Source organism: Streptomyces lasalocidi, from assembly GCF_005280215.1.
Classification (GTDB): domain Bacteria; phylum Actinomycetota; class Actinomycetes; order Streptomycetales; family Streptomycetaceae; genus Streptomyces; species Streptomyces longwoodensis.
Genome location: NZ_SZNQ01000001.1, coordinates 4,586,190 through 4,613,135, shown reverse-complemented (window position 1 = coordinate 4,613,135; position 26,946 = coordinate 4,586,190). Strand labels below are relative to the sequence as shown.

The 26,946-nt window shown below is 74.5% G+C and carries 26 protein-coding genes; 4 read left to right on the top strand and 22 right to left on the bottom strand.

The genetic code is table 11. The annotated features are described in order from the left end of the window. Nucleotides 1–233: 233 nt before the first annotated feature. Both E4U91_RS20935 and E4U91_RS20930 read right to left on the bottom strand, forming a co-directional pair. Nucleotides 234–1,040 (bottom strand): polysaccharide deacetylase family protein, encoded by an 807-nt coding sequence (locus E4U91_RS20935; protein ID WP_137308249.1) that lies wholly within the window; start codon nt 1,038–1,040, stop codon nt 234–236. Beyond that, on the bottom strand, nt 1,037–2,014 hold the full coding sequence (locus E4U91_RS20930; RefSeq protein WP_137308248.1) for a polysaccharide deacetylase family protein: 978 nt from the start codon (nt 2,012–2,014) through the stop codon (nt 1,037–1,039). Before E4U91_RS20930 ends, E4U91_RS20935 begins: the two co-directional genes overlap by 4 nt. A 90-nt stretch (nt 2,015–2,104) precedes the next feature. Here E4U91_RS20930 and E4U91_RS20925 point away from each other — a divergent pair, with 90 nt between their 5' ends. Further along, nucleotides 2,105–3,271, top strand: a complete 1,167-nt coding sequence (locus tag E4U91_RS20925; protein WP_241678641.1) for a THUMP-like domain-containing protein — start codon at nt 2,105–2,107, stop codon at nt 3,269–3,271. 499 nt (nt 3,272–3,770) lie between these two features. Here the strand turns inward: E4U91_RS20925 and E4U91_RS20920 are convergent, their stop codons facing one another. The 9 genes from E4U91_RS20920 to tsaB form a co-directional block, all read right to left on the bottom strand. Then, entirely contained in the window at nt 3,771–5,072 is a 1,302-nt protein-coding gene (locus tag E4U91_RS20920) for an RNA polymerase sigma factor (protein WP_137308246.1), read from the bottom strand. A gap of 44 nt (nt 5,073–5,116) precedes the next feature. Beyond that, nucleotides 5,117–5,473 (bottom strand): YciI family protein, encoded by a 357-nt coding sequence (locus E4U91_RS20915; RefSeq protein ID WP_137308245.1) that lies wholly within the window; start codon nt 5,471–5,473, stop codon nt 5,117–5,119. A 144-nt stretch (nt 5,474–5,617) separates the two neighbouring features. Next, nucleotides 5,618–6,706, bottom strand: a complete 1,089-nt coding sequence (locus E4U91_RS20910; RefSeq protein ID WP_137308244.1) for an LCP family protein — start codon at nt 6,704–6,706, stop codon at nt 5,618–5,620. A gap of 79 nt (nt 6,707–6,785) precedes the next feature. Then, nucleotides 6,786–8,150 (bottom strand): glycoside hydrolase family 10 protein, encoded by a 1,365-nt coding sequence (locus E4U91_RS20905; protein ID WP_137308243.1) that lies wholly within the window; start codon nt 8,148–8,150, stop codon nt 6,786–6,788. Nucleotides 8,151–8,325: 175 nt separating this feature from the next. Beyond that, complete coding sequence (locus E4U91_RS20900; RefSeq protein ID WP_137308242.1) at nt 8,326–9,435, bottom strand: LacI family DNA-binding transcriptional regulator; 1,110 nt, start codon at nt 9,433–9,435, stop codon at nt 8,326–8,328. A 402-nt stretch (nt 9,436–9,837) separates the two neighbouring features. Then, nucleotides 9,838–10,089 (bottom strand): hypothetical protein, encoded by a 252-nt coding sequence (locus E4U91_RS20895; RefSeq protein ID WP_137308241.1) that lies wholly within the window; start codon nt 10,087–10,089, stop codon nt 9,838–9,840. Next, nucleotides 10,086–11,216, bottom strand: a complete 1,131-nt coding sequence (gene tsaD, locus E4U91_RS20890; RefSeq protein WP_137308240.1) for a tRNA (adenosine(37)-N6)-threonylcarbamoyltransferase complex transferase subunit TsaD — start codon at nt 11,214–11,216, stop codon at nt 10,086–10,088. The genes E4U91_RS20895 and tsaD overlap by 4 nt, the downstream gene beginning before the upstream one ends. Further along, a complete protein-coding gene (gene rimI, locus E4U91_RS20885; protein WP_168218138.1) occupies nt 11,209–11,724 on the bottom strand; it encodes a ribosomal protein S18-alanine N-acetyltransferase in 516 nt (171 codons plus the stop codon). Before rimI ends, tsaD begins: the two co-directional genes overlap by 8 nt. Continuing rightward, the gene (gene tsaB / locus E4U91_RS20880) at nt 11,721–12,383 is read right to left on the bottom strand and encodes a tRNA (adenosine(37)-N6)-threonylcarbamoyltransferase complex dimerization subunit type 1 TsaB (RefSeq protein WP_137308239.1); all 663 of its coding nucleotides are present in this window, start codon (nt 12,381–12,383) and stop codon (nt 11,721–11,723) included. The genes rimI and tsaB overlap by 4 nt, the downstream gene beginning before the upstream one ends. A 165-nt stretch (nt 12,384–12,548) precedes the next feature. On the opposite strand from tsaB, the gene E4U91_RS20875 reads away from it, so the two are divergent. Next, nucleotides 12,549–13,106 carry a L,D-transpeptidase gene (locus tag E4U91_RS20875; protein WP_137308238.1) on the top strand — a complete coding sequence of 186 codons (558 nt, stop codon included), beginning with the start codon at nt 12,549–12,551 and terminating at the stop codon, nt 13,104–13,106. A gap of 204 nt (nt 13,107–13,310) precedes the next feature. Here E4U91_RS20875 and E4U91_RS20870 read toward each other — a convergent pair whose 3' ends face one another. From E4U91_RS20870 to glmS, 7 genes are all read right to left on the bottom strand, one after another. Next, nucleotides 13,311–13,505 carry a hypothetical protein gene (locus E4U91_RS20870; RefSeq protein WP_137308237.1) on the bottom strand — a complete coding sequence of 65 codons (195 nt, stop codon included), beginning with the start codon at nt 13,503–13,505 and terminating at the stop codon, nt 13,311–13,313. Between the two features lie 154 nt (nt 13,506–13,659). Beyond that, nucleotides 13,660–14,172 (bottom strand): tRNA (adenosine(37)-N6)-threonylcarbamoyltransferase complex ATPase subunit type 1 TsaE, encoded by a 513-nt coding sequence (tsaE, locus tag E4U91_RS20865; protein ID WP_137308236.1) that lies wholly within the window; start codon nt 14,170–14,172, stop codon nt 13,660–13,662. Beyond that, nucleotides 14,138–15,391 (bottom strand): alpha/beta fold hydrolase, encoded by a 1,254-nt coding sequence (locus tag E4U91_RS20860; RefSeq protein ID WP_137308235.1) that lies wholly within the window; start codon nt 15,389–15,391, stop codon nt 14,138–14,140. The genes tsaE and E4U91_RS20860 overlap by 35 nt, the downstream gene beginning before the upstream one ends. Nucleotides 15,392–15,477: 86 nt before the next feature. Further along, a complete protein-coding gene (gene alr, locus E4U91_RS20855) occupies nt 15,478–16,653 on the bottom strand; it encodes an alanine racemase (RefSeq protein ID WP_137308234.1) in 1,176 nt (391 codons plus the stop codon). Between the two features lie 117 nt (nt 16,654–16,770). After that, nucleotides 16,771–18,210: an NAD(P)H-hydrate dehydratase gene (locus tag E4U91_RS20850; RefSeq protein ID WP_137308233.1), complete on the bottom strand. Its 1,440-nt coding sequence runs from the start codon at nt 18,208–18,210 to the stop codon at nt 16,771–16,773. A 57-nt stretch (nt 18,211–18,267) separates the two neighbouring features. Continuing rightward, on the bottom strand, nt 18,268–18,639 hold the full coding sequence (locus E4U91_RS20845; RefSeq protein ID WP_137303139.1) for a holo-ACP synthase: 372 nt from the start codon (nt 18,637–18,639) through the stop codon (nt 18,268–18,270). Nucleotides 18,640–18,782: 143 nt separating this feature from the next. Next, the gene (glmS, locus tag E4U91_RS20840; RefSeq protein WP_137308232.1) at nt 18,783–20,630 is read right to left on the bottom strand and encodes a glutamine--fructose-6-phosphate transaminase (isomerizing); all 1,848 of its coding nucleotides are present in this window, start codon (nt 20,628–20,630) and stop codon (nt 18,783–18,785) included. Nucleotides 20,631–20,806: 176 nt separating this feature from the next. On the opposite strand from glmS, the gene coaA reads away from it, so the two are divergent. Both coaA and E4U91_RS20830 read left to right on the top strand, forming a co-directional pair. Then, a complete protein-coding gene (gene coaA, locus E4U91_RS20835) occupies nt 20,807–21,775 on the top strand; it encodes a type I pantothenate kinase (protein WP_168218137.1) in 969 nt (322 codons plus the stop codon). Nucleotides 21,776–21,806: 31 nt separating this feature from the next. After that, nucleotides 21,807–22,787, top strand: a complete 981-nt coding sequence (locus tag E4U91_RS20830) for a DUF389 domain-containing protein (RefSeq protein WP_137308230.1) — start codon at nt 21,807–21,809, stop codon at nt 22,785–22,787. Nucleotides 22,788–22,833: 46 nt separating this feature from the next. Here E4U91_RS20830 and glmM read toward each other — a convergent pair whose 3' ends face one another. The 4 genes from glmM to E4U91_RS20810 form a co-directional block, all read right to left on the bottom strand. Then, the gene (gene glmM / locus E4U91_RS20825) at nt 22,834–24,192 is read right to left on the bottom strand and encodes a phosphoglucosamine mutase (RefSeq protein ID WP_137308229.1); all 1,359 of its coding nucleotides are present in this window, start codon (nt 24,190–24,192) and stop codon (nt 22,834–22,836) included. 252 nt (nt 24,193–24,444) lie between these two features. Beyond that, complete coding sequence (gene rpsI, locus E4U91_RS20820) at nt 24,445–24,957, bottom strand: 30S ribosomal protein S9 (protein WP_067240319.1); 513 nt, start codon at nt 24,955–24,957, stop codon at nt 24,445–24,447. 41 nt (nt 24,958–24,998) lie between these two features. Continuing rightward, the gene (gene rplM / locus E4U91_RS20815) at nt 24,999–25,442 is read right to left on the bottom strand and encodes a 50S ribosomal protein L13 (RefSeq protein ID WP_137303147.1); all 444 of its coding nucleotides are present in this window, start codon (nt 25,440–25,442) and stop codon (nt 24,999–25,001) included. 204 nt (nt 25,443–25,646) lie between these two features. Further along, entirely contained in the window at nt 25,647–26,885 is a 1,239-nt protein-coding gene (locus tag E4U91_RS20810) for a glycosyltransferase family 87 protein (RefSeq protein ID WP_137310925.1), read from the bottom strand. Nucleotides 26,886–26,946: the final 61 nt, after the last annotated feature.

The window sequence follows — 26,946 nt, the reverse complement described above, 5'->3', positions numbered from 1 at the left end:
CTCCCCCTTCGGAGATCTCACGGGGTTAACTGTCTGAGGTGGCGACCAGGTCGATCCGTCGTCGCGGGTGCCGGACCTGCCCGTCGCGTTGTTGGCACTCTCACGTGGGGAGTGCCAGAGCCGAGACTATGACCGCGATTAGCACTCGGTCAAGCGGAGTGCCAACGACGCCCGGTGTGTCCGCGCCGGACACCCCCGTGCCCGGGGCTCCCGCGGGGCGGTTTCAGAGGTAGTCAGAGGTAGTCCTCCAGATGTCCCACCGTCAGTCCCTGCCCCTGGACGGCCCGCAGCAGACGCGTGGTGCGCTCCCGCAGCCCCGGGCCGGACAGCTCGTCGGGGTCGACGGTGACGATGTCGCCGGGGAGCAGCCGGTGCGGGCCGTGGGTGAAGGTGAGCTCGGGGGCCCCCATGGCGGCCCGCCACAGGACGACGGCCGTGATGCCGCAGTCGGCGGCGGCGCGCAGGGTCGTCGTGTCGTACGTGCCGTAGGGCGGGCGGAACAGGCGCGGGCGCACGCCGAAGCGAGCGTGGAGCTTGTCCTGCTGGCCGCAGATCTCGGCGCGCTGGCCGGCGGGGGGCAGGCCGCGCAGGGCCGCGTGGTCCAGGGTGTGGTTCTCCAGGTCGGCGCCGACCGCCCGCAGGCGCGCGAAGTGGCCGTAACCGGGGCCGACCACGCTGTCGGTGAGGAACATGCTCACCGGGAGCCGCAGTTCGCGGACCATGTCGACGAAGCGGGGGTCGCGTTCGGCGCCGTCGTCGTAGGTGAGGAAGACCACGGGGTCGCGGGTGGGGACCCGGTCGACGACGCGGGGCGGGGCGGAGCGCGACGGGCCGCCGGGCAGCGGGTGGCGCGGGGCGGGGGCCAGCGGGGTGGCCAGGCCCCAGCGCCGGTGGGCGGGTGCGGCGGCCGCGCCGTGCGGGTGCACGCGTTCGGCGGCCTTCTTGCCGAGCCGTTCGATGGGGTCGACCGACTGGGCGCAGCCGGCCAGGACGAGCAGTGCGGTCGCCGCCGCGGCGGCCGCCAGCCCCCGGGGCCTCACAGGTAGTCCTCCAGCCGGGCCACCGCGTACCCCTTGGCCGTGACCTTGTTCAGGAACCGGCGGACCATGTCGGGCATGGTGCCCTTCCACTCGCTGCGGCCCCGGAAGTGGGTCAGCACGATGTCGCCGGGGTGCAGGTCGCGGTCGCCCTCGCGGTAGTCCCAGTGGTCGACGAAGACCTCCTCGTCCCACAGCGCGGCGTAGCGGATCCCGCAGCTCTTCGCGGCGCGCAGGGTGTCCCGGTCGTAGTTGCCGTAGGGCGGCCGGAAGACGGTCGGGCGCCTGCCGTACCGCTCCTCAAGGACGCGCTGCATGCCGCAGATCTCGGCCTTCTGGCGGGCGTAGGACAGCGCCGGCAGGTAGGGGTGGTGCAGCGTGTGGTTGTTCAGGGTCACGCCCGCGGCCTGCATCCTCTTGAAGTAGCCGTAGTCCTCCTTGATCAGGAAGTCGGAGAGGAAGGCGGTGTACGGCACCTTCAGGTCACTCATCATGCGCAGGAACGCCGGGTCCTTCTCGGCGCCGTCGTCGATGGTGAGGAAGACGACCCTGTCCCGGGTGGGGACGGTGGTGAGGACCGGCGGCAGGCCGAGTTCCTCGTGCCCGTCGACCTCGAAGCCCTCGCGGGTGGTGATGTGCGGCTTGCGCGCGGGCGGCGCCGGCGCGGGGAGCGGCACCCGGCGCAGGCCCCAGCGCCTCGCGGCGGCGACCCGGGCCGCCTGCTCGGCGCGCAGCCTCCCGGCGTACGACATCAGCGCGCGGGCCGGACCGGCCTGCTCGGGCTGCTGGCCCGCCGCGGGGTCGCCGCCCGGGGCGTCGCCCCCCGTGCGCCCGCAGCCGGCCGGGGCGAGGGCGAGGAGGGCCAGGAGCAGGAGGACGCGCCGGGCGCCGGCCCCGCGGCGCCCACCGCCCCCCGCACCGGGCCGCCCCATGGACTCCCCCTTCCGCTTTTCATCGTTTTGTACGACTGCTCGCATGGAGCCGGATCTTCCCAGCCGCCGTCGGGGAACCCGGCCCGACACCGCGGCCGGCGGCGTACGGTCCTCCGACTGGCCCACAATGAGCCGGTGAACGACCTCGCTCCCCTGCTGACCCCCGAGGGCCGGGCCCTCCTCGACGAGGTGCGCGGCACCGCGCCCGCCGACGAACTCGCCGTCGCCACCCGGCTGCGCCGCGACCACCCCGCGCCGCTGGTCTCGGCGGCCCTCGCCCAGGCCCGGCTGCGGCAGCGGGCGGTGGCGAAGTTCGGCACCGAGGACGCGCACCGGATGTTCTTCACGCCCCACGGGGTCGAGCAGTCGACCCGGGCGAGCGTGGCCGCGTACCGGGCCGCGCGGCTGACGGAGCTGGGCGTGACCTCGGTGGCCGACCTGTGCTGCGGCATCGGCGGGGACGCGATCGCGCTCGCCCGCGCCGGGATCCGGGTCCTCGCGGTGGACCGCGACCCGGCGACGGCGGCGACCGCGCGGGCCAACGCGGACGCGCTCGGTCTCGCCGGTCTGATCGAGGTGCGCGAGGCCGACGTCACGGAGGTCGACACCTCCGGTCACGACGCGGTCTTCGTCGACCCCGCCCGGCGCGGCGGACGCGGCCGGATCTTCGACCCGGAGGCGTACTCGCCGCCCCTGTCCTGGGCGGTCGCGGCGGCCCGCACGGCCCGGGTCGCCGCGCTGAAGATCGCGCCCGGCGTCCCGCACGAGGCGGTCCCGGCCGACGCCGAGGCCGAGTGGATCTCGGACCACGGGGACGTGAAGGAGGCGGTGCTGTGGTTCGGCACCGAGCCGGGCGCCGTCCGCGCGACCCTCCTGCCGGGTCCCCGCGCCCTGCGCGGCGCCGGCCTGCCCGACCCGCCGGTCCGCCCCCTCGGCCGCTACCTCTACGAGCCCGACGGCGCCGTCATCCGTGCCCACCTGGTCGCCGACGTGGCCGCGGAACTGGACGGCGGCCTGCTCGACGCGACCATCGCCTACGTCACCGCCGACACGCTGCGCCCCACCCCGTACGCCACCGCGTACGAGATCACCGACCAGCTCCCCTTCAACGTCAAGAGGCTGAAGGCGCTGCTCCGTGAGCGCGGGGTGGGCGTGCTCACCGTGAAGAAGCGCGGCTCGGCGGTGGAGCCGGAGGAACTGCGCCGGAAGGTCAAGCCGCAGGGCCCGAACGCGGCGACGGTGTTCCTCACGCGCGTGGCGGGCGCCCCGACGATGCTGATCGGCGGGCCGGCCGCGGTCTGAGTCCGCCGGGGCGCTCCTCGCCCCCGGGGCGCGGGCCGGTCCGGGGCACCGGCCGTCTCCCAGGCGCGGGCCGTTCCGGGGCGCCGGCCGTTCCCGGACGCCGGCCATGCCGGAGACGCACGCCGCATGCCGGCCCGCTGGTCGTCTGCCACGCGCCCGCCGACCCGGCGCCTCAGCCGTCCCCGTGGCGCACGCCATTCAGGGGGCGCGGGCCGTTCCGGGCAGCGGCGTCCCTGTGCCGCTCCCCATGTGCTCCGGCGCGCCGATCGTCCCCGACGCGCACGCCGCGTACCGGCCCGCTGGTTGTACGCCAGGCGCACGCCGTTCCGGGGCGCCGGTCGTCGTGAGTGCGCCGTCGGCCCCCGGCACGCCCGCCGCGGGCAGGCGCGCCCTCCGCGGTCAGGCGCTCGCTCGTCGTCCCCGGGGCGCTGGTCGTCCCCAGGGCGCTGGTCGTCCCCAGGGCGCCGGTCGTGCCCGGGGCGCTGGTCGCCGGCGTGGCTCAGGACTCGGCGTCCAGGTCAGCCAGCCGTTCCAGGAGCAGGTCGCGTTCCCGGGTGTTGGACGTGAGGGACGCCGCGCGTTCGAGTTCCGTGCGGGCCTCCGCCGTGCGGCCGAGGCGGGTCAGCAGGTCGCCGCGGACGCTGGGCAGCAGGTGGTAGTCGCGCAGGGCCGGTTCACCGGCGAGGGCGTCGACCAGGGCCAGGGCCTCGGCCGGGCCCTCGGCCATCGACACGGCCACCGCGCGGTTGAGCTCGACCACCGGGGACGGGGAGCGGACCGCGAGGAGGCCGTACAGGATGGCGATGGTGCGCCAGTCGGTGTCCTCGTAGGCGTACGCGTGCGCGTGGCACGCGGCGATGGCCGCCTGGAGCGCGTACGGGCCGGGCGGGCCGGAGCCGGCGGACTCGGCGCGGGCGAGGGCCGTGATGCCGCGGGTGATGAGCATGCGGTTCCAGCGGCGGCGGTTCTGGTCCCGCAGCAGGACCGGCCTGCCGTCCGGGTCGGTGCGCGCCGGCGTGCGCGACGCCTGGAACTCCAGCAGCGCCGCCAGGGCGTGCACCTCGGACTCCTTCGGCATCAGGCCCTGGAGCCGGCGGGCCAGCCGCAGCGCGTCCTCGCACAGCGCCGGGCGCAGCCAGTCGTCGCCGGCCGTCGCCGCGTACCCCTCGTTGAAGATCAGGTAGATGACGTCCAGGACCGAGCCCAGGCGGGCCTCGCGGTCGGGGCCGTAGGGCACCTCGAAGGCGACGTTGCGCCGGGCGAGGGTGCGCTTGGCGCGGACGATGCGCTGGGCGACGGTCGGCTCGGGCACCAGGAAGGCGCGTGCGATCTCGGCCGTGGACAGACCGCCGAGCAGCCGCAGCACCAGGGCGGTGCGGGCCTCGGCCGACAGCACCGGGTGGCAGGCCGTGAACACCAGGCGCAGCAGGTCGTCGTCGATGTCGTCCGGGTCGGCGGGTTCCTCGAACGGCTGGACGGTGTCCAGGTCCCGGCCGAGCTCCGCCAGTTTGCGGGCGTAGGTCTCCCGGCGGCGCACCAGGTCGACCGCGCGGCGCCGGGCGGTGGTCGTCAGCCAGGCGCCCGGGTTGTCCGGCACGCCGTCGCGCGGCCACTGCTCCAGCGCGGCGACCAGCGCGTCCTGCGCCAGCTCCTCGGCGATGCCGACGTCCCGCACGACCCGGGCCGCGGCGGCGACGACGCGCGGGGACTCCAGCCGGAACACGGTCTCGATGGCCCGGCGCGAGTCGTCGGTACCGGGGCGGCCGCGCTCGGGGGCGGCGGCGGTGGGCTGTCGTTCCACAGCCCACCATCGAACACCCCGAGCGGCGGCGAGCCAAGCGGAGGTCAGCCCTCCGCGATCTCGCGGACCTCGCACGTCACCGTCCAGAACGGCTCGTGCACCTTCAGAAACCGCTTGGTCCACTCCAGCGCCTCGGCCCGGTCCTTGCACTGCATGATCGCGTAGCCGCCGACGACCTCCTTGGCCTCGGTGAACGGCCCGTCCGTCACCGACAGCTCGCCGCCCTCCCAGTGCACCCGCGTGCCCTGCGCGGACGGCGTGAGGCCGGCGGTGTCGAGCATCACCCCGGCCCTGGTGATCTCCTCGATCAGCTCGCCCATCCGCTGCATCAGCTCGGGGCTCGGGCCCTCGGCGGGGGCGGACGCCTCGTCGATCTTCACGAGGGACAGGTAGCGCGGCATGGTGACTCCTCGGGTCGGCGGCGGGGTCCGTCCCCGCCTTCCACACCTACGTCGATCGGCGCGCGGCGGGATCGACACGAGGCCCGGAAATTCCCCGGACGTTTTTTCCGGCGGCCGGGACGGCCGGCCCGCGTCCCGTCCGGGCTACCGCAGCGACTGCCACAGCTGCCGCGCCTGCGGCTGCTTCGCCACCACCCGGTTGGGGTCGGAGGGGGCCGTGACCACCGGCATGGTCACCGTCGTCACACCACCGGAGGTGAGGCCCTCCAGGCTCCGGCCCAGCTTCGTCAGCTCGCCCAGCGAGTCCAGGCCGGTGTCCGTGGTGAGGCCGGCGGTGAGCGCGTCGGCGACCCGGTACAGCCGGGCCGGGTCGGTCAGCAGGCCGGCGTGCGCGATCTGGTCGAGCAGGGCCTTCACCAGCTTCTGCTGGAGCCCTATGCGTCCCAGGTCGCTGCCGTCGCCTATGCCGTGCCGGGTGCGTGCCAGCGCGAGGGCGGTCGTGCCGTCGAGGTGGTGGGTGCCGGCCGCCAGGTGCAGGTGGCTGTCGTCGTCGTCGATGTCCTGGTCCGTGGTGACGGTGACCCCGCCGAGCGCGTCGACGATGCGGGCGAACCCCGAGAAGTCGACCTCGACGTAGTGGTCCATGCGCACACCGGTGAGCGACTCGACGGTCTTGACCGCGCACACCGGACCGCCCACCTCGTAGGCGGTGTTGAACATGACGCCGTGCGCGACCGACGTCGGCCCGCCGGAGGTCCGCGGGCAGGACGGCCGGGTCACCAGGGTGTCGCGCGGGATGCTCACCAGGGTCGCGCTCCTGCGCCCCGCGTCGACGTGCACCACCATCGCCGTGTCGGAGCGGGCGCCGCCGCTGTCGCCGCCCCCGAGCGCCTTGTTCTCCTTGCCGCTGCGCGAGTCGGAGCCGAGGACCAGGAGGGTGAGGGCCCCGGTCGGCAGCGGGGTGGCGTCGGCCCCGGACGCCGAGGGGGCGGTGACCGCCCTGGCCGGGCGGTCGTCGCCGAGCGCGCCGTCGATGTCGACGCCGGTGATGTTGTCGTCGAGGTGCCGGTAGGCCCAGCCCGCCGCCGCCACGCCCAGGACCAGGGCACCCGCCAGGGTGAGCCCGGCGGCCTTCCACAGGACCGGCCGCCGGCCTCGTCGTCCGCCGAGTGCGCCGTGTCCGCCGAGTTCGCCGAGTTCGCCGTCTTCGCCCTGCTCCTCGTGTCGCGTCACAGCAGGAACGTACGTCCGAATTATGAGGGCGCTGTGAGGAACGGCGGCCCGGTCCGGCTTTCTTGCGGGAATCTCACGTTCAGCCCAGCGTCACGGTCGGCACCGGATTGCCCCCGTTCCACGTGCCGTTGAAGCCGAAGGTGACCGAACCGCCGTCCGGGACCGTGCCGTTGTAGGAGGCGTTGGTGCACGTGACGGCCGCGCCCGACTGGGTGCAGGAGGCGTTCCACGCCTGGGTGACCTGCTGCCCGGCGCCGTACGTCCACGTCGCCTTCCACGACGACAGCGCGGCCCCCGAGCAGGCGATCCGCACCTGGCCGGTGAACCCGGTGTTCCACTGGTTGACGACGCTGTACGTGGCCGAGCAGGCGCCGGTCGGCGGGGTGGTCGTCGTGCCGCCGAGGGCTTCCGCGATCGCGTAGTAGGCCGGTTTCGGCGCGTAGGTGGCGTCGTACGGCGTCGCGGCCCCGTAGCCCGGGAAGGTGCCCTCCACCCAGGAGTCGGAGTCGGCGAAGCCCCACACGGTGAGGTTGACGCAGCGCGTCACCGCCACGCACGCGGCCGTCACCGCCTTGTAGTCGGCGGCCTGCTGGGCCAGCTTGGCGCTGTCGGCGGGCAGCGCCATGCGCACGTCCAGCTCGGTGATCGCCACGTCGACGCCCAGGTCGGCGAAGCGCTGGATGTTCTGCTGGAGGGTGGAGGGCACCTGGCCCAGGATCAGGTGCGCCTGCAACCCGACCCCGTCGATCGGGACGCCGCGCTCCTTCAGCGACTTGACCAGGTTGTACAGCGCCGTGGACTTCGCGTTGACGCCCTCGACGTTGTAGTCGTTGATGTAGAGCTTGGCGGCCGGGTCGGCGGCGTGGGCCCAGGTCAGGGCGTTGGCGATGTAGTCGGTGCCGAGGCCGTTGTACCAGAGGCTGGTGCGGTAGGTGCCGTCCTCGTTGAACGGCTCGTTCACGACGTCCCAGGCGGCGATCCTGCCCTTGTAGCGGCCGACCTCGGTGCTGATGTGGTCCTGCAGCAGGGTGGCGAGCTGGGCGGACGTCCAGCTGCCGTTGGTCAGCCAGCCCGGGTTCTGGTTGTGCCAGACCAGGGTGTGGCCGCGCACCTGCTGCCCGTGGGCCTGGGCGAAGGCGACGATCTGGTCGGCCTCGGTCCAGTCGAAGGTCCCCCGGGCCGGCTCGACCGACTCCCACTTCATGGCGTTGCCGGGGGTCAGCGAGCCGAACTGGGAGCCGGCCAGGTCGCCGTAGGTGCCGGTCAGCTTGGAGCCGGTGACCGCGGTGCCGATGACCTTGCCCTTCGCGGCGGCGAGGTCGCGCAGCGGGGTGTCGGCGGCGTGGGCGCTGCCGCCGCCCGCGGCGATCAGGGCGGCCGTGGCGGCCACGCCCGCGCACAGGGCGGCGAGCCGGGTGCGCAGGGAGGTGCTGGAGGATCTCATGGCGGGTGCCTCCGAAAGTTTCGGCCGTTCAACCGATTGACTTCGCAGGAGTGTGGAGGGGCCCGCCCCACCCGTCAATACGTCATCTTTCGGCCACCGGCTTCACCCGCGCACCGGTTTCCTCCCCGGCACCGACCTGACTCCGGGCACCAGCGTGGACGCGGGCCCCTCCCGCTCACTCGGCCCCCGGCGCCCCCGTGCTCGCCCGCACCACCAGGCTCGTCGCCAGCTCCACCCGGGTCGCGGCCGAGGCCTCGTCGGCGCGGCCGAGTTCCAGCACCAGCCGGGCCGCCGCCTCGGCCATCTCGGTCAGCGGCTGCCGTACGGTCGTCAGCGGCGGGCCGACCCAGCGGGCCACCGGCAGGTCGTCGAAGCCGACCACGCTGACGTCCTCCGGGATGCGCAGGCCCAGCTCACGGGCGGCCTCGTACAGGCCGAGCGCCTGGAGGTCGTTGCCGGCGAAGACCGCGGTGGGGCGGTCGGGGCGGGAGAGCAGCTCGCGGCCGAGCCGGTAGCCGGTCTCGTGGTGGAAGTCACCCGTCTTGATCAGCCCCGGGTCGACCGGCAGCCCGGCGGTCTCCAGGGCGGCCCGGTAGCCGTCGATGCGGGCCCGGCTGCACATCATCGCCGGGGGCCCGCTGATCGCGCCGATCCGCCGGTGGCCGAGGTCGACCAGGTGCCGGGTGGCGGCGAGGCCGCCCTGCCAGTTGGTCGCGCCGATCGAGGGCACGTCGGCGCCCGGGTCGCCGGCCGGATCCATCACCACGAAGGGGATGGAGCGGCTGGTGAGCAGCGCGCGCTGGGACTCGTCGAGCTCGGACAGCACCAGCACCACGCCGTGCGGGCGACGCGCGGCGACCTGGTCGGCCCAGGTCCGGCCCGGGGTCAGCCGCCCCGCGCTCTCGCTGAGCACCACACTGAGCCCCGCGTCCCGCGCCACGTTCTCCACGCCCCGGATGACCTCCATCGCCCAGGCGCTCTCCAGCTCGTGGAAGACCAGGTCGAGCAGGGGCGAGCGGGTCGCCTCGGCACGCCGGCGCCGGTAGCCGTGGGCACGCAGCAGCTCCTCGACGCGGGTCCGGGTCGCGGGGGCGACGTCGGCGCGGCCGTTGAGGACCTTCGAAACAGTCGGCGCGGACACACCGGCCTCGCGGGCGATCTCCGCGAGGGTGGCGGTCTGCGCCGCCCGGCCCTCGGCCCGTGGCGCCGATCGTTCTTGCGCAGGCGTCGCCGACCGGTCCTGCGCTGTGGTCGTCCGCGTCTCAGCGGGCTCGGGGGGTCTCATGGCCGCGATCGTATCCCCGCGCGACCTCTTGACGAACCCCTGGCGGCGCCATAGGTTCCCGGAACATTCGACCTACTCATCGAAACATTCGCCCGGGGCCTCGTCACCGACTCGGTGACTCACCGGCCCGGTACAGGAGTTCCATGACGGGCGAGTTGCCGGACGTGCTGGTGGCGACCGGCGTTGCGGTGGTCCGGGTCCCGCTGACCGGCCGCCCCTGCGCCTTCGGCCGCCGGCACGGGCGCCTGGGCGGGGTGGTCCAGGCGTCCTTGCGGGGGAGGAGGGCGGCCCGGCGGTGGAGGGAGCGCTGCCGGGCCGCGCCTCCCCGCGCGTCTCGGCCCACCGCCGAAGCCGGGCCGCGGCCCGTCTCGGTCCACCGCCGGAGCCGGTCCCCTGCCCGCCTCAGTCCACCGTCTCGAACCGCCACCGGTGCACCGGGCGGCCGACCAGCGCGCCGTCCGGCTCGGGCAGTTCCGGGAGTTCGGCGTCGTAGGGCGCGTCCCACCAGGTGATGACCAGGACGCGGTCCTGCGGGGCACGGAAGGTCTCCCGGCGCAGCGGGGTCCCGGCGAGGTGCTGGGCGCGCGCCCAGGCGAGCAGGTCGGCGCCGCGCCCGTCGACCGCCCGCGCCTCCCACATCAGGGCGACCGTCACGAGTACAGGTTCTCCTCACCGAGCTCGTGCACGTGGTCGTGGTCGTGGTCGTGTCCGTGCGTCTGCGCGTGGTTGCGGCCCGGCACGTGCGGGTCCGTCACCGGCAGGGACGAGTCGGCCGACAGGTCCCAGTCGGAGGCGGACCGGTTCCGGGCGACCATCTCCGCGCCCAGCGCGGCCACCATCGCGCCGTTGTCCGTGCACAGCTTGGGGCGCGGCACCCGCAGCCGGATGCCGGCCGCCTCGCAGCGCTCCTGGGCCAGGGCGCGCAGCCGGGAGTTGGCGGCCACTCCCCCGCCGATCATCAGGTGGTCGACGCCCTCGTCCTTGCAGGCGCGCACCGCCTTGCGGGTCAGCACGTCGACCACGGCCTCCTGGAAGGACGCCGCCACGTCCCGCACGGGGACGTCCTCGCCCGCGGCCCGCCTGGCCTCGATCCAGCGGGCCACCGCGGTCTTCAGGCCGGAGAAGGAGAAGTCGTAGGCCGGGTCGCGCGGGCCGGTCAGGCCGCGCGGGAAGGCGATCGCGCCCGGGTCGCCCTCGCGCGCGTAGCGGTCGATGACCGGACCGCCGGGGAAGCCCAGGTCCAGCACGCGCGCGATCTTGTCGAACGCCTCGCCGGCCGCGTCGTCGATGGTCGCGCCGAGCGGGCGGACGTCCGAGGTGATGTCGGCGGACAGCAGCAGGGAGCTGTGGCCGCCGGACACCAGCAGCGCCATGGTCGGCTCCGGCAGCGGGCCGTGCTCCAGCTGGTCCACGCAGATGTGGGAGGCGAGGTGGTTCACGCCGTACAGGGGCTTGCCGAGGGCGTAGGCGTACGCCTTGGCCGCCGAGACGCCCACCAGCAGGGCGCCGGCCAGGCCGGGGCCCGCCGTCACCGCGATGCCGTCGAGGTCGCGGGCCGACACGCCCGCCTCCTTCAGGGCGCGGTCGATGGTCGGGACCATGGCCTCCAGGTGGGCCCGGGAGGCGACCTCGGGCACCACGCCGCCGAAGCGGGCGTGCTCGTCGACGCTGGAGGCGACGGCGTCGGCCAGCAGGGTGGTGCCGCGCACGACGCCGACGCCGGTCTCGTCGCAGGAGGTCTCGATGCCGAGGACGAGGGGCTCGTCCCGTGAGTCAGCCATGGGTCTCGGTTCCTTGTACGCCGTTCACGGAGGTGGCCGGGTCGGTCAGGCGCATCACCAGCGCGTCCACGTTGCCCGGTTGGTAGTAGCCGCGCCGGAAGCCGATCGGCTCGAAGCCGAACCGCTCGTACAGCTTCTGCGCGCGGACGTTGTCGACCCGGCACTCGAGCATCACCTCGGCGCACTCGAAGGTCGTGGCCGCCCGCAGCAGCTCGGTGAGCAGGCGCCCGCCGAGCCCGGTGCCCCAGTGGTCGCGGGCGACGGCGATGGTCTGGACGTCGGCCAGCTCACCGGAGGAGGCGAGGCCCGCGTAGCCGACCAGCCGCTCGCCGGCCTCGGCCACCACGTACCGCCGGGTGGCCTCCGGGCCGCGGGCGTGCGCCAGCTCGGACCAGAACATGCCCCGGGACCAGGCGTCCTCGGGGAAGAGGTTCCTCTCCAGCTCCAGCACGGGGTCGATGTCCCACCAGCGCATCTCGCGCAGGCGAGGAGTCACGGGCTCGGTCACTTGGGGGTGACCACCTTGTAATTCTTGGGGACCTGGGCGTCCGGCCGGCGCAGGTACAGCGGGCGCGGCCGGGGCAGCTCCTCGCCGGCCGCCAGCCGCTCGGCGGCCAGCCGGGCCAGGGCCGCGGCGGAGACGTGCTCCGGCTCGTGGGCCACGGGGAAGGTGTCGGGGTACAGCAGCGCGCCCGCGCCCACGGCCGGGAGCCCGGCCACCCGCTCGGCGATGTCCGCCGGCCGGTCCACGGCCGGGTCGGTCAGCCGGGTGCGCGCGTCGGCGTAGGTCGCCCAGTAGACCTCCTTGCGGCGGGCGTCCGTCGCCACGACGAACGGTCCCTGGCCCGCGGCGAGGCCGGAGGCGTGGGCGAGGCCGTCGAGGGTGCACACGCCGTAGACGGGGACGCCGAGGGCGAGCCCGAAGGTGTCGGCGGTCATCAGGCCGACGCGCAGCCCGGTGTAGGGGCCGGGGCCGGTGCCGACGACGACCGCGGTGACGGCGTCGAGCGTGAGGCCGGCCTCGGCGAGGACGCGGTCCACGGCGGGCAGCAGCAGCTCGCCGTGGCGGCGCGCGTCCACCTGGCTCGACGAGGCGATGACGTCCGTCCCGTCGTGCAGCGCGACGGTGACGGCGGGGGTGGCGGTATCCAGAGCGAGCAAGAGCACGCAAACAGCCTACGGCGCCCCGGGCGGCGGCACCGCCGCCCCGGCGGGACCCACGGCGACTGCTAACGTCGCCCCACATCCCTACATATCCCGACACACCCGTACAACACGGCGATTCCGTGCGACACGGTACGTCCGTACGAGCCGAGGCAGAGGTGGGCGCAGGTGGCAAGCAGCAGCGCGGGGATCGTGGCCGGGCTCACCGCGGCGGCCCTGGCGACCGTCGGCTTCCTCGCCTGGCAGGCGGCGGCGCACGTGCCCGCCGACCTCGCGCACCGGGCCGGCGCGACACAGGCGCCCGGCATCGGCGCCACCAAGGCGCCCCGCGACCGCAGCCGGCCGGACGCGCTGCCGTCGGGCTCCGGGAAGGGTGAACGGGTCGTGTACTCGGTGGACGACGACCGGGTGTGGCTGGTCGGCGCGGACGGCACGGTGCGGCGCACCTTCACGGTGACGCCCGGCGCCCTCGACCCGTCGCCGGGCGCCTACGCGGTCACCTCGCGCGCGAACCGGATCACCGGCACGGACGGCACCCCCGTGGAACACGTCGTCCGCTTCGCGACCGCGCAGGGGCTGGCGATCGGGTTCAGCGCCGCCGTGGACGGCTCGACGCCCGCTGCGGGGGCGGACGTCAGGACGGGCGCCGTCCGCGCGTCACGCGCGGACGGGAACGCGCTGTGGGACTTCGCGACGCTCGGCACGCGGGTCGTGGTGATCCGCTGACAGCGCCACGGCCCGAGACCCACGGAGCCTGAACCCCGACGCCACGACCACCCACCCCAGGGACGCGGGGAACTGCGCGACCAACCACGACGGCACCGCACACACACGACGGCCGAAGCCACCCACCCCAGGGGCGCGGGGAACTGCGCGACCAACCACGACGGCACCGCAGGCAGATGGCGGCCGAAGCCCCCAGGCGCACGCTCAGGCGGCCTCACGGTGGCCGCGGGCGGCAGGGCGTTCGTGGGACTCAGGGGCGCGCGGCGGCCGGGAGACGGCGTCGGCGGCCGCGCAGGAGGCCAGCAGGTCGGCCATGGACACCGCGGGCACGGGCGCGCCCCCCGTGGAACCGGCCACGGGGGAGAACGCCGGGTACCGCCGGGGCTGGGGCGCGGGCATGGACGCCTCCTGATGGTCGGGGGCGGCGTGGTTAGGCAGACCTAACCACGAACTGGATACCATGTGACCACGCCCGGCGCTCCCGGCGCAATACGTGCCGACACCCTGTCGGCAAACGTTCCCGCCCGCCCCGGCCCCGCCGCCGGGAACGCGCTCAGGCCGCCAGCACGCCCAGGTCGACGGCGCCCCACCGTTCACCCACGGGGGTGAGCGTGACGTGCCGTACCTCGTCCGTGGTGTCGCCCACCGCGCGGTGCAGCGTGATGTGCAGCCGGTCCTCGGTCAGCTCCTCGACCTTGCCCTCGCCCCACTCCACGACGACCACCGAGTCCGGCAGCGACACGTCCAGGTCGAGGTCCTCCATCTCGTCGAGCCCGCCGGCGAGCCGGTAGGCGTCGACGTGGACGAGCGGCGGGCCGTCCCCGAGGGACGGGTGGACGCGGGCGATCACGAACGTCGGCGAGGTGACCGCGCCCCGCACCCCGAGCCCTTCGCCCAGGCCGCGCGTGAGGGTCGTCTTGCCCGCGCCGAGCTCCCCGCTGAGCATCACGAGGTCACCGGCGCGCAGCAGTTTCGCGAGCTCGCGGCCCAGCTCCCGCATCTGCTCGGCGGAGGTGACGGTCAGGCGGAGGTCAGCCGCGTCGTGCGGTGCTGCTGGTGCTTCCATAGCCACCCACGGTAGCCCCTGCCGGGACGGCGCCGACGCGGGTGAGCAGGTCGGCGAGGCGGTCGGTGACCACTTCGGGGTGTTCCAGCATCACCAGGTGCCCGGCGTCCGGCACCAGGACCAGCTCGGCCTCGGGCAGCAGGTCGGCGATGGCCTCGCTGTGCTCGCTGGGCGTGACCAGGTCGCCGATGCCGGCGAGCACCAGCACCGGCAGGTCCGTGAAGCGGGCCAGGGCCTCGGTCTTGTCGTGGTCGGTGAAGGCCGGGTAGAACTCGGCGACCACGTCGATGGGCGTGCCCTCGATCATCCGCTCGGCGAACCGGGCGACGGCCGGGTCGACGTCCCGGGACGCGAACGAGTACCGCTTGACGACCCCCGCGAACAGGTCGGCGGTCGCCCGGCGCCCGCGCTCCACCAGCTCGGCCTGCTGGCCCAGCGCCCGCAGCACCCCCGGCAGCACCCGCCGCACCGCGTTGACGCCGGCCACCGGCAGCCCGAAGTTGACCTCGCCGAGCCGTCCGGACGACGTCCCCACGAAGGCCGTGGCGACGACCCGCTCGCGGATCAGCTCGGGGTACTGCGCGGCCAGCGCCATGACGGTCATCCCGCCCATGGAGTGGCCCACCAGCACGATCGGCCCGTCGGGCACGGCCGCGTCGAGGACGGCCTTCAGGTCGCGGCCCAGCTGGTCGATGGTGAGCGGCACGTCGTCCTGGACCTGCGCCACTCCGCGCCCCGAGCGGCCGTGGCTGCGCTGGTCCCAGTGCACGGTGCGCACGACGCCCCGCAGCGCCGCCCGCTGGAAGTGCCAGGAGTCCTGGTTGAGGCAGTAGCCGTGGCTGAACACCACGGTGACCGGGGCGGGTTCCTTGCGGCCGAAGAGGCGGCGCCGGCGCCCGGCGAGCGCGGCCGGCGGCTCGACCTCGTCGACCTCGTAGTACAGCTCGGTGCCGTCGTCGGCGTACGCCGTGCCGGGCGTGCCGCGCAGCGCGCCGTAGGGGCCGGCCGAGTCCAGGGCGAGGAGGGCCTTCCTGCGTATGCCCCGGCCGACGGTCATCCGCTCGATCGCGACCCCCGCCGCGGCGCCCGCGGCGAGGACGCCCAGCGCGGCCCCCGCGAGGCCCGTGGTCCGGCGCCAGCCACCGGCCGCCCCCGCGGCGGACGCGGCGACCGCCGCCGAGGCGAGGCCCGCCACCCCCTCCGCACTGCTCTCGCTCACGTACCGCTCCTCATCGCCGTCCGGCCGGTGCCCCGGGCGGGGTCCCCCCGTGGGGAAGCCCCCCGAGGGGACTCCCTGCCTGGCGGTTACCCCGCTCGTCCCTCGTTCACGTGGACGCGGGGCACCCGTGCGCCGACGCGGGTCACGATCTCGTAGCCGATCGTGCCCGCGGCCTGCGCCCAGTCCTCGGCGGTCGGCTCCCCGCGGTCACCGGGGCCGAACAGTACGGCCTCGTCCCCCGGCGCCGGCCGGTCGCCCCCCAGGTCGACGACGAACTGGTCCATGGCGATGCGCCCGGCGACCGTCCGCCACTTGCCCCCGACCAGCACCGGGCCGGTGCCCGAGGCGTGCCGGGGCACCCCGTCGGCGTACCCGAGCGGGACGAGGCCCAGCGTGGTCGCGCCGGGCGTGACGTAGTGGTGGCCGTAGCTCACGCCGTGGCCGCCGGGCACCTCCTTGACCAGGGCGAGGGAGGCGGACAGCGTCATCACGGGCCGCAGTCCCAGGTCGGCGCTGCTGCCGAGGGCCGGGGCGGGCGAGAGGCCGTACATCGCGATGCCGGGGCGCACCAGGTCGAAGTGCGTCTCGGGCAGGGTGAGCGTGGCGGGCGAGTTGGCGATGTGCCGCACCTCGGGGCGCACGCCCAGGTCCTCGGCGTGCGCGACCATCGCGCGGAACAGCGACAGCTGCGCGCCGATGGAGGGGTGGCCGGGCTCGTCGGCGCAGGCGAAGTGGGACCACAGGCCGGTGACGCGCAGCAGCCCGGCGCGTTCGGCCCGCAGCGCCTCGGCGACCAGACCGGGCCAGTCGTCGGGCTGGCAGCCGTTGCGGCCGAGCCCGGTGTCGGCCTTGAGCTGCACGCGCGCGACGCGGGAGGTCCCGCGCAGCGCCTCGGTCAGCTCGCGCAGCGCCCACGGGTCGCTGACGGAGAGGTCGACGTCGGCCTCGACGGCCTCCCGCCAGGGGCCGCCCGGCGTCCACAGCCAGCACAGCACGCGGACGTCCGCGGGCAGGCCGGCGTGCGCGCGGACCGCCAGGGCCTCCTCGGGCGTGGCGGTGCCGATCCAGGTGGCGCCCGCCGCCACGGCCGCGCGGGCGCAGGGGAGCGCGCCGTGGCCGTAGCCGTCGGCCTTGACCACGGCCATGAAGGCCGCGCCGGGGGCCTTCGCGCGCAGGGTGCGCACGTTGGCCCGCAGGGCGGCCAGATCGATCTCGGCGCGGGCGCGCGGTGTTCCGCCCCGCGGTGGTGCAGTCTCACTCATCGCGCCCAGTGTCTCAGAGGGACGGCCCGGCGATCCCGGCCCGGGCGGCCGCGGGACGGGGTGGCGGAGCGGCTCCCCGCCCCCGACGCGCCCCTCCGTACGGCCTTTCGGCCCCGCCTACCCCCGTACGACGTCCCGCCAGGCCATGCTCACGGCCTCCGCGACCTGGTGCGCCCGCACCGGCGCGCCCCGCGCCGCGAGCCTTCCGGCCAGTCCGTGCAGGTAGGCCGCCACGCTCCCGGCGTCCCGCGCCGACAGGCCGGCCGCGAGCAGGGAGCCCGCCACGCCGGACAGCACGTCCCCGCTCCCGGCGGTCGCCAGCCAGGGCGTGCCCGTGGCGTTCACCCGGACCGGCGCCGCGCCGCCGGGGTCGGCGACCAGTGTGGTCGAGCCCTTCAGCAGCACGGTCGCCCCGTAGGCCTCGGCCAGCTCCCGCACCGCGGTGAGCCGGCCCGCCTCGACCTCCGCCCGGGACACCCCGAGCAGGGCGGCCGCCTCGCCCGCGTGCGGGGTCAGGAGGGTGGGTGCCGTGCGGGCGCGCACGGCGTCCCGGTCGGCGAGGCGCAGCCCGTCCGCGTCGATCAGCACGGGCACCTCGGCGGCGACCACCTCGGCGACGGTGGCCGCGTCCTCCCCGGCCCCGGGTCCGACGGCCCACGCCTGGACGCGCCCCGCCTTCGCCGGGCCCGTGTCGGAGACGAGGGTCTCGGGGTAGCGGGCGATCACGGCGTCCCCGGCCGCCCCGACGTACCGCACGGCCCCGGCGCCGCCCCGCAGGGCCCCGGCGACGGCCAGGACGGCGGCGCCCGGGTAGCGGTCGGACCCGGCGGCGACGCCGACCACGCCGCGCCGGTACTTGTCGCTCTCGGCCGCGGGCGTCGGCAGCAGCCGGGCCACGTCGGCGTGCTGCAACGCCTCCAGCTCGGCCCCGTCCGGGGGCAGGTCCAGCCCGATGTCGACGAGCCGCACGGAACCGGCGTACTCGCGCGCCGGGTCGATCAGCAGCCCCGGCTTGTGCGTGCCGAAGGTGACGGTCAGGTCGGCCCGTACGGCCTCCCCGCGCACCTCGCCGGTGTCGGCCTCGACGCCGCTGGGCAGGTCGACGGCGACCACCGCGGCCCGCGACGCGGCGGCGGCGCGCGCCAGCGCGGCGGCCTCCGGCCGCAGTCCGCCCTTCCCGCCGATGCCCACGATCCCGTCGACGACCAGGTCCGCGCGGGCGACGGCGTCCTCGGCGCGGTCCCGCTCGAGAACGGCGCCCCCGGCGCGGCGGAACGCCGCGAGTCCCGCGGGGTGCGCGCGCCCGGGTGCCAGCAGCACGGCCGCGACCCCCGCCCCGCGCCGGGCCAGCCGGGCCCCGGCGTACAGGGCGTCGCCGCCGTTGTCCCCGCTGCCGACCAGCAGCACGACCCGGCTGCCGTACACCCGGTCCAGCAACTCGGCGCAGGCGGCGGCCAGTCCGGCGGCGGCCCGCTGCATCAGCGCCCCCTCGGGGAGCCGTGCCATCAACTGCCGCTCAGCGGCCCGTACGGTCTCGACGCGATAGGCAGTACGCATGGCCCCCAGTCTCACACCGACCGCCCGCGACCGGCGCGGGGAACCCCGGACCGTGGGTCACCCCTCCGCGACCACCATGGCCGAGGCGATCCCCGCGTCGTGGCTCAACGACAGGTGCCACGCCCGCACCCCCAGCTCGGCGGCCCGCGCCGCCACGGTCCCGCGCACCCGCAGCCGTGGCTGCCCGCTGGCCTCGACGAAGACCTCCGCGTCCGTCCACAGCAGCCCGCCGGGAGCCCCCAGCGCCTTGGCCACCGCCTCCTTCGCCGCGAACCGCGCCGCCAGCGACGCCACCCCGCGCCGTGCCCCGCTCGGCAGCAGCAACTCCCGCTCCACGAAGAGCCGTTGCGCCAGCCCGGGCGTACGTTCCAGCGACGCGGCGAACCGCTCGATCTCGGCCACGTCGATACCGACCCCGATGATGCTCATGCGCAGCACCCTACGGGCGGCGAAGGGCCCACGCCGGGTACGGCGACGCCGCGCGGGCCGGGTTCCGGGCGCGGGCCCGCGGGAAGGCCCCGGCCGGAGCAACTGTCCCTCCCGGCCGGGGCCTTGCGCGCGCCGAGGACGGCCTACTCGACCGTGACCGACTTCGCCAGGTTGCGCGGCTGGTCGACCTCGTTGCCCCGGGCGGTGGCCAGTTCGCAGGCGAACACCTGCAGCGGCACGGTCGCCACCAGCGGCTGCAGCAGCACCGGGGTCGCGGGGATGCGGACCAGGTGGTCGGCGTACGGCGTCACCGCCTCGTCGCCCTCCTCCGCGATGACGATCGTGCGGGCACCGCGCGCCCGGATCTCCTGGATGTTGGAGACGATCTTGTCGTGGAGCACGGACCGGCCGCGCGGCGAGGGCACCACGACGACCACGGGCAGGTCCTCCTCGATCAGCGCGATCGGCCCGTGCTTCAGCTCGCCCGCCGCGAAGCCCTCGGCGTGCATGTAGGCGAGCTCCTTCAGCTTCAGGGCGCCCTCCAGCGCGACCGGGTAGCCCACGTGCCGGCCGAGGAACAGCACCGTGTCCTTGTCGGCGAGGGACCGGGCCAGCTCGCGCACCGGCTCCATGGTCTCCAGCACCCGGTCCACCGCACCCGCGATCTGCGACAGGTCCCGGATCACCGCGCGGATCTCGTCGCCCCACTTGGTGCCGCGCACCTGCCCGAGGTACAGCGCGACCAGGTAGCAGGCGACCAGCTGGGTGAGGAACGCCTTCGTCGAGGCGACGGCGACCTCCGGTCCGGCGTGCGTGTAGAGCACCGCGTCCGACTCGCGCGGGATCGTCGAGCCGTTGGTGTTGCAGATCGCCAGCACCCGGGAGCCCTGCTCGCGCGCGTGGCGCAGCGCCATCAGCGTGTCCATGGTCTCGCCGGACTGGGAGATCGCGATGACCAGGGAGCGGGAGTCGAGGATCGGGTCCCGGTAGCGGAACTCGCTGGCCAGCTCCACCTCGCAGGGGATCCGCGTCCAGTGCTCGATGGCGTACTTGGCGATCATCCCGGCGTGGAAGGCCGTACCGCAGGCGACGATGACGACCTTGTCGACCTCACGCAGCTCCGCGGCGCTGATCCGCACCTCGTCCAGGCTCAGCGAGCCCGCCGCGTCGATCCGGCCCAGCAGGGTGTCGGCGACCGCCTTGGGCTGCTCGGCGATCTCCTTCAGCATGAAGTAGTCGTAGCCGCCCTTCTCCGCGGCCGACGCGTCCCAGTCCACGTGGTACGTCCGCACGTCCGCCGGACGCCCGTCGAAGCCGGTGACCGTCACCCCGTCGCGGCGCAGCTCCACGACCTGGTCCTGGCCGAGTTCGACGGCCTGGCGGGTGTGCTCGATGAACGCGGCGACGTCCGAGGCGAGGAAGGACTCACCCTCGCCGACACCGACCACGAGCGGCGAGTTGCGCCGCGCGCCGACCACCACGTCCGGCTCGTCCGCGTGCACGGCGACCAGGGTGAACGCGCCCTCCAGCCGCCGGCACACCAGCCGCATCGCCTCGGCGAGGTCGGCGCAGGACGAGAACTCCTCGGCCAGCAGGTGCGCGACGACCTCCGTGTCGGTCTCCGAGACCAGCTCGTGCCCGCGCTCGGCCAGCTCGGCGCGCAGCACGGCGAAGTTCTCGATGATGCCGTTGTGCACGACGGCCACGCGCCCGGCGTTGTCCAGGTGCGGGTGGGCGTTGGCGTCGGTGGGCCCGCCGTGCGTGGCCCAGCGGGTGTGCCCGATCCCGGTCGTCCCCGTCGGCAGCGGCCGGTCGACCAGCTCCTTCTCCAGATTGACGAGCTTGCCGGCCTTCTTCGCCGCGGCGAGTCCCCCGTCGGCCGGCACGGCGACGCCCGCCGAGTCGTAGCCGCGGTACTCCAGCCGCTTCAGTCCGGCCATCACGACATCGAGCGCAGACTGCGCCCCCACGTAACCCACGATTCCGCACATGCGCGGCAGCCTACGGTCCTAACGCCGCCGAAATCGGCCCCTGCGTGCCCGATTCCGGAAATTCCCGCGCCCGTACGACCCCGCGCGGACGCCCGTCCCGCACAGCGTGACGGACCCCACCCGCCACGCCGTTCGAACTCCGTTAACAATGGACTGTGATCTCTCCGGTCCCCCCGATGCCCCGGAGCGCCCACCGGCAGCGGCCGGAGGCGACTCCCTACGTCGACCTCACCCGTACGGAGTGGAGCGCGCTGCGCGACAAGACGCCGCTGCCGCTGACCGCCGAGGAGGTCGAGAAGCTGCGCGGCCTCGGTGACGTCATCGACCTGGACGAGGTGCGGGACATCTACCTGCCGCTGTCCCGGCTGCTCAACCTCTACGTCGGCGCCACGGACGGCCTGCGCAGCGCCCTGAACACCTTCCTCGGCGAACAGGGCTCCCAGTCCGGCACCCCCTTCGTGATAGGCGTCGCCGGGTCGGTCGCGGTCGGCAAGTCGACCGTGGCCCGGCTGCTGCAGGCCCTGCTCTCCCGCTGGCCGGAGCACCCGCGCGTGGAGCTGGTCACCACCGACGGCTTCCTGCTGCCCACCCGGGAGCTGGAGGCCCGCGGCCTGATGTCCCGCAAGGGCTTCCCCGAGTCCTACGACCGCCGCGCCCTGACCCGCTTCGTCGCCGACATCAAGGCCGGCAAGCACGAGGTGACCGCCCCGGTCTACTCCCACCTGATCTACGACATCGTCCCGGGCGAGAAGCTCACCGTGCGCCGGCCCGACATCCTGATCGTCGAGGGCCTGAACGTGCTCCAGCCGGCGCTGCCCGGCACGGACGGCCGCACCCGCGTCGGCCTCGCCGACTACTTCGACTTCAGCGTGTACGTCGACGCGAGCGCCGAGGACATCGAGCGCTGGTACCTCAACCGCTTCAAGAAGCTGCGCCAGACGGCCTTCCAGAAGCCGGACTCGTACTTCCGCAAGTACACCCAGGTCTCCGAGGAGGAGGCCCTCGACTACGCCCGCGGCCTGTGGCGCACGATCAACAAGCCCAACCTGGTCGAGAACATCGCGCCCACCCGCGGCCGCGCCACCCTGGTGCTGCGCAAGGGCCCCGACCACACGGTCCAGCGCCTGCGCCTGCGCAAGCTCTGAGGGCTCGGGGCCGCCTGCTACAAAGGGCGGCATGCTGCACCTGCGCCTGATCACGCCGGCCGACCGCACCGAGGACGTGGTCCGGCTGATCGAGAAGACCGTCGGCACCACGCACCTGGTGGTGCTGCCGGGCACCGCCCGCAACCCCGCCGGCGACGTCGTCCTGTGCGACGTGGCCCGCGAGGCCGGCGACGAACTCCTCGGCGGGCTCCAGAAGTTGGGCCTGGACCGCACCGGCTCGATCGCCGTCGAGAACATCGACCTGTCGCTGTCCAGGCGGGCCGACGAGGCCGAGGCGGAGGCACCCGGCGAGGGCGCGGACGCCGTGCTGTGGGAGCACCTGGCCGAGGCGACCCACGAGGAGTCGACGCTCTCCGTCACCTACGTCGCCTTCATCACCCTCGCCACGATGATCGCGGCCTGCGGTGTGGTCCTGGACAACGCGATCCTGATCGTGGGCGCGATGGCGGTCGGCCCGGAGTTCGGGCCCCTGGCGGGCATCTGCACGGCGATCGTGCAGCGGGCCCCGCGGCTGGCGCTGCGCTCACTGGTCGCGCTGCTGGCCGGCTTCGCGGCGGCGATGGCGGTGACGGCGGGCTTCAGCCTCTTCATGGACGCCGTCGGCCTGTTCAGCAAGGGCCAGTTGGAGGCGGACCGGCCCAACACGGGCTTCATCTACGCCCCGGACTGGTTCTCGTTCGTGGTGGCGGTCCTGGCGGGCGCGGCGGGCATGCTGTCCCTGACGTCGGCCAAGTCGGGCGCCCTGGTGGGCGTGGCGATCTCGGTGACGACGGTCCCCGCCGCGGCGAACGCGGCCGTGGCGCTGATCTACAGCGACACCAACCAGGCCGGCCGCTCGACCGAGCAGCTCCTGCTCAACCTGCTGGGCATCGTCCTGGCGGGGACCCTGACCCTGACGGCGCAGAAGGTCTTCTGGCGACTGCAGCGCCGACGGCAGCGGGGGCAGGAGCAGCAGCAGCCGGGACACCAGCAGCAGGGGCCGGGCGCTTGAGGGGGCGGGGCCTCGTCCGGCCCCGCCCCTCCCCCGCGCACCGGGCTCAGCCCAGCGCGGACTTCACCGCGTCGGCCAGCCGGCCGGCCACCGACCGGGCCTGCTCGATGTCGGCCGCCTCCACCATCACGCGCACCAGCGGCTCGGTGCCCGACGAGCGCAGCAGCACCCGCCCGGTCGCGCCCAGCTCGCGCTCGGCCTCGGCGACCGCGGCCGCGAGGTCGGCCGAGGTGGTGACCCGGGACTTGTCGACGTCGGGAACGTTGATCAGCACCTGCGGCAGGCGCTCCATGACGGACGCCAGGTCCTGCAGCGTCCGTCCGGACTGGGCCACCCGCGCGGCGAGCAGCAGCCCGGTCAGGGTGCCGTCGCCGGTCGTCGCGTGGTCGAGGATGATCACGTGGCCGGACTGCTCGCCGCCGAGCGCGTAGCCGTGCTCCTTCATCTCCTCGAGCACGTACCGGTCGCCCACCGCCGTCTGCACCAGCCGCAGCCCCTCCCGCTCCAGGGCGAGCTTGAAGCCGAGGTTGGACATGACGGTCGCGACGACCGTGTCGGAGCGCAGCACGCCCCGCTCGCGCAGGGCGAGGGCCAGCACCGCGAGGATCTGGTCGCCGTCGACCTCCGCGCCGGTGTGGTCGACGGCCAGGCACCGGTCGGCGTCGCCGTCGTGCGCGATGCCCAGGTCCGCGCCGTGCTCCACGACGGCGGCCTTGAGCGGGCCCAGGTGGGTCGAGCCGCACCCGTCGTTGATGTTGAGGCCGTCCGGCTCGGCGCCGATGGTGACGACCTCGGCACCGGCCTGCCGGAACGCCTCCGGCGAGACCCCGGCGGCGGCGCCGTGCGCCTCGTCCAGCACGATCCGCAGCCCGTCGAGCCGGTTCGGCAGCACGCCGATCAGGTGCTCGACGTAGCGGTCGAAGCCCTCGTCGTAGGAGCGCACGCGTCCCACGCCCGCGCCGGTCGGCCGCTGCCACGGCTCGCCGCGCCGGTGCTCCTCGTAGACGGTCTCGATCTTGTCCTCGAGCTCGTCGGCGAGCTTGTGCCCGCCGCGGGCGAAGAACTTGACGCCGTTGTCCGGCATGGCGTTGTGGCTGGCGGAGAGCATGACGCCGAGGTCGGCGCCGAGGGCGCCGGTGAGGTGGGCGACCGCGGGCGTCGGCAGCACGCCGACCCGCAGCACGTCCACGCCCGCGCTGGCCAGTCCCGCCACCACGGCGGCCTCCAGGAACTCCCCGGACGCACGCGGGTCCCGTCCGACCACCGCGGTCGCCCGGTGGCCCTCGAACGTGCCCGCCTCGGCCAGCACGTGGGCCGCCGCGACGGACAGACCGAGGGCCATCTCGGCCGTCAGATCCGCGTTGGCGACACCGCGCACGCCGTCCGTGCCGAAGAGTCGTCCCACTTGTCCTCCTGAGGAAGCGTCAGTCGCGGGCGCCGGAGCCGTGCCAGGTGCGGCCCGCACGGCTGCTCCGGCGTCCCAGGCATTCCATGCCTGTGAACATCCGATCACACAAGCCTTTGAGTGTCTTGTGTCGTTATACGCCCGAAGGGGGCGATACACGAACGCCCCGGCGGCACAGTGGTGTGCCGCCGGGGCGTTCGGAGTACGTACGGGCCCCACGGGGGCCGCAGGCGTACGAGCAGGCAGCGAAGCTTAGCGCTTGCTGTACTGCGGGGCCTTGCGGGCCTTCTTCAGACCGGCCTTCTTGCGCTCGACCGCACGGTCGTCGCGGCGCAGGAAGCCCGCCTTCTTCAGCGCGCCGCGGTTGTTGTCCACGTCGGCCTCGTTCAGCGCACGGGCCACACCGAGGCGCAGGGCGCCGGCCTGACCGGAGACGCCGCCACCCGCGATGCGGGCGATGACGTCGTAGCGGCCCTCGAGCTCGAGGACCTTGAACGGCTCGTTGACTTCCTGCTGGTGCACCTTGTTCGGGAAGTAGTCCTCGAGGGTGCGACCGTTGATCTTCCACTTGCCGGTGCCCGGGACGATCCGGACACGGGCGATGGCGTTCTTGCGGCGGCCCAGGCCGGCGGCCGGCTGGGGGTCGCCGAAGCGGGACGCCATCGACTCCGAGGTGTACTCACCCTCGACGGGGACCTCGGACTCGGTGGTGTAGCTGTCGATGTCAAGCTCTTCGAGCGGCTGCTCGGCAGTGGTCTCGGCCACGGTTCTCCTCAGATTCTCTTCAGTCTTGGGGGTGGCCGGACTTACTGCGCGACCTGGGTGATCTCGAACGGCTGCGGCTGCTGCGCGCCGTGCGGGTGCTGGTCACCCTTGTAGACCTTCAGCTTCGAGAGCATCTGACGGCCCAGCGAGTTCTTGGGGAGCATGCCCTTGACGGCCTTCTCGATGGCCTTCTCGGGGTTCTTGTCCAGCAGCTCGTCGTAGCGGACGGAGCGCAGACCACCCGGGTAGCCGGAGTGGCGGTACGCCATCTTCTGGGTCCGCTTGTTGCCGGACAGGTGCACCTTGTCGGCGTTGATGATGATGACGAAGTCACCCGTGTCAACGTGAGGCGCGTAGATCGGCTTGTGCTTGCCACGCAGGATGGAGGCAGCAGTGGAGGCCAGACGGCCCAGGACGACGTCCTGAGCGTCGATGACGTGCCACTGACGCGTCACATCGCCGGGCTTGGGGCTGTACGTACGCACGGTTCGTAGCCTTCGCTTCTTCAGTGAATGGTCCTGACAAGGTCACCGAAGCGATCACGACAGCCCAGACCGCACTGCGGTGACGCAAACCGCGTGCTGGTCGCTGGTCATCGGCCCGGTGGACCGGTGTAAGGGCCCGTCCCGTGAGAATGAGCAAGCCAATACACAACGAAGATGCAGAGTACCCGGATCCGACCTGGCGGGTCAAAACGCGGGATCGCTGCCTGTTCCCGAGGATACCGGCACCGGTGCCCCGGCGCGGCCGGGCGCCGGGTCCGTGCCGCGCGAGGGCCCGGGACGGGCGGGGCGGGTGGTGCCGGCGGGACGGGCGGTGCGGGCGACCGCCAGGGCCAGGGCGCCCAGGGTCGCCGCGTCCCGGAACGCCCTGCGGGTCACCGGTTCCAGGAAGGGCCAGGTCACGCCCGGGAGCTGCGGGACCAGCGCGAGCCAGAACCAGGGGCCCCGGGCCACCGAACCGGCGTACGGCAGGCCGGCCAGCAACAGCGGCAGGACGACGACCAGGTAGTGGTCGTAGGAGGGCCGGGAGACGAGGAACGCCGACAGCATCAGCCCGCACGCCGCCTCGGCGAGCCGCAGCGGACCGGGGCCGCCCCGCCGCCAGCGCAGCCAGGCGCACGCCGTCCCCGCCGCGCAGGCCGCCAGCGCCAGGGCCCGGGCGAGGGGCGCGGGCACCCCGAGCCGCGGCAGCACCGCCGCCGGGGAGGCCTCGTAGAGCCGGACGAAGGCGTCGTCGCCGTGCAGCAGGAAGGGCAGCGTGCGGGTGACGAAGCCCGCCGGGTCGGGCAGCGCGAGCGCGCACAGGACCGAGACGACGGCCGGCACGGCGAGCAGCACCGCCAGCGCCCGCCACCGGCGCGCGCACACGAACAGCAGCGCCACCGGGGCCAGCAGCGGCTTGACCGCGAGGGTCGCGCCGATCACCGCGCCCGCCGCGACCCACCGTTCCCGGCCCGCCAGCAGCAGCGCCAGCGGCAGCGCGAGCGCGGCCGACACCGTCCAGTTGCCGAGCCGCACCAGGTGCGCGAACGGCGCGAACCCGGCCGCGAGCGCGGTCAGGCCCAGCACGGCGAAGCGGCTGCCGAGCGGCACCCGGTGCAGCCGCAGCGCGCAGGCCCACGCCGCCACCAGGCACGCGGTCACCGCGCACGGCACCAGCACCCGCACCAGGGCGTGCGGCAGCAGGGCCTGGGGCGCGGCGGCGAGCACCGCGCCGGGGAGGTAGAGGAAGTGCGGGTCGTCGTAGGGGGAGCCGCCGGCCAGCCAGGTGCGGGCGGCGCGCACGACGATCGCGTTGTCCATGCCGCCGTCCGGGGTGGCTCTCACCACCTGTCCGGACAAGGCGCCCAGGACCGCCGCCGGCGCGATCCACCACGGCCAGGGGGAACGCTGCACCAACCACCCGAAGATGTCGCTTTTGCCCATAGTCACGCGGGCAACGCTAGGCGCCGATGGGCTCGTTGGCGCGGAACAGCACACCCCGGGC

Bases quoted from the DNA above. Each gene is read 5' to 3' on its own strand.
- glmS (WP_137308232.1), bottom strand. From the start codon at position 20,630: ATGTGCGGAATCGTGGGTTACGTGGGGGCGCAGTCTGCGCTCGATGTC.
- E4U91_RS20905 (WP_137308243.1), bottom strand. From the start codon at position 8,150: ATGAGATCCTCCAGCACCTCCCTGCGCACCCGGCTCGCCGCCCTGTGC.
- E4U91_RS20930 (WP_137308248.1), bottom strand. From the start codon at position 2,014: ATGCGAGCAGTCGTACAAAACGATGAAAAGCGGAAGGGGGAGTCCATG.
- tsaE (WP_137308236.1), bottom strand. From the start codon at position 14,172: ATGGAAGCACCAGCAGCACCGCACGACGCGGCTGACCTCCGCCTGACC.
- E4U91_RS20870 (WP_137308237.1), bottom strand. From the start codon at position 13,505: ATGCCCGCGCCCCAGCCCCGGCGGTACCCGGCGTTCTCCCCCGTGGCC.
- E4U91_RS20830 (WP_137308230.1), top strand. From the start codon at position 21,807: ATGCTGCACCTGCGCCTGATCACGCCGGCCGACCGCACCGAGGACGTG.
- tsaD (WP_137308240.1), bottom strand. From the start codon at position 11,216: ATGGCTGACTCACGGGACGAGCCCCTCGTCCTCGGCATCGAGACCTCC.
- E4U91_RS20915 (WP_137308245.1), bottom strand. From the start codon at position 5,473: ATGCCGCGCTACCTGTCCCTCGTGAAGATCGACGAGGCGTCCGCCCCC.
- E4U91_RS20900 (WP_137308242.1), bottom strand. From the start codon at position 9,435: ATGAGACCCCCCGAGCCCGCTGAGACGCGGACGACCACAGCGCAGGAC.
- E4U91_RS20810 (WP_137310925.1), bottom strand. From the start codon at position 26,885: ATGGGCAAAAGCGACATCTTCGGGTGGTTGGTGCAGCGTTCCCCCTGG.
- E4U91_RS20845 (WP_137303139.1), bottom strand. From the start codon at position 18,639: ATGAGCATCATCGGGGTCGGTATCGACGTGGCCGAGATCGAGCGGTTC.
- alr (WP_137308234.1), bottom strand. From the start codon at position 16,653: ATGAGTGAGACTGCACCACCGCGGGGCGGAACACCGCGCGCCCGCGCC.
- E4U91_RS20850 (WP_137308233.1), bottom strand. From the start codon at position 18,210: ATGCGTACTGCCTATCGCGTCGAGACCGTACGGGCCGCTGAGCGGCAG.
- coaA (WP_168218137.1), top strand. From the start codon at position 20,807: ATGCCCCGGAGCGCCCACCGGCAGCGGCCGGAGGCGACTCCCTACGTC.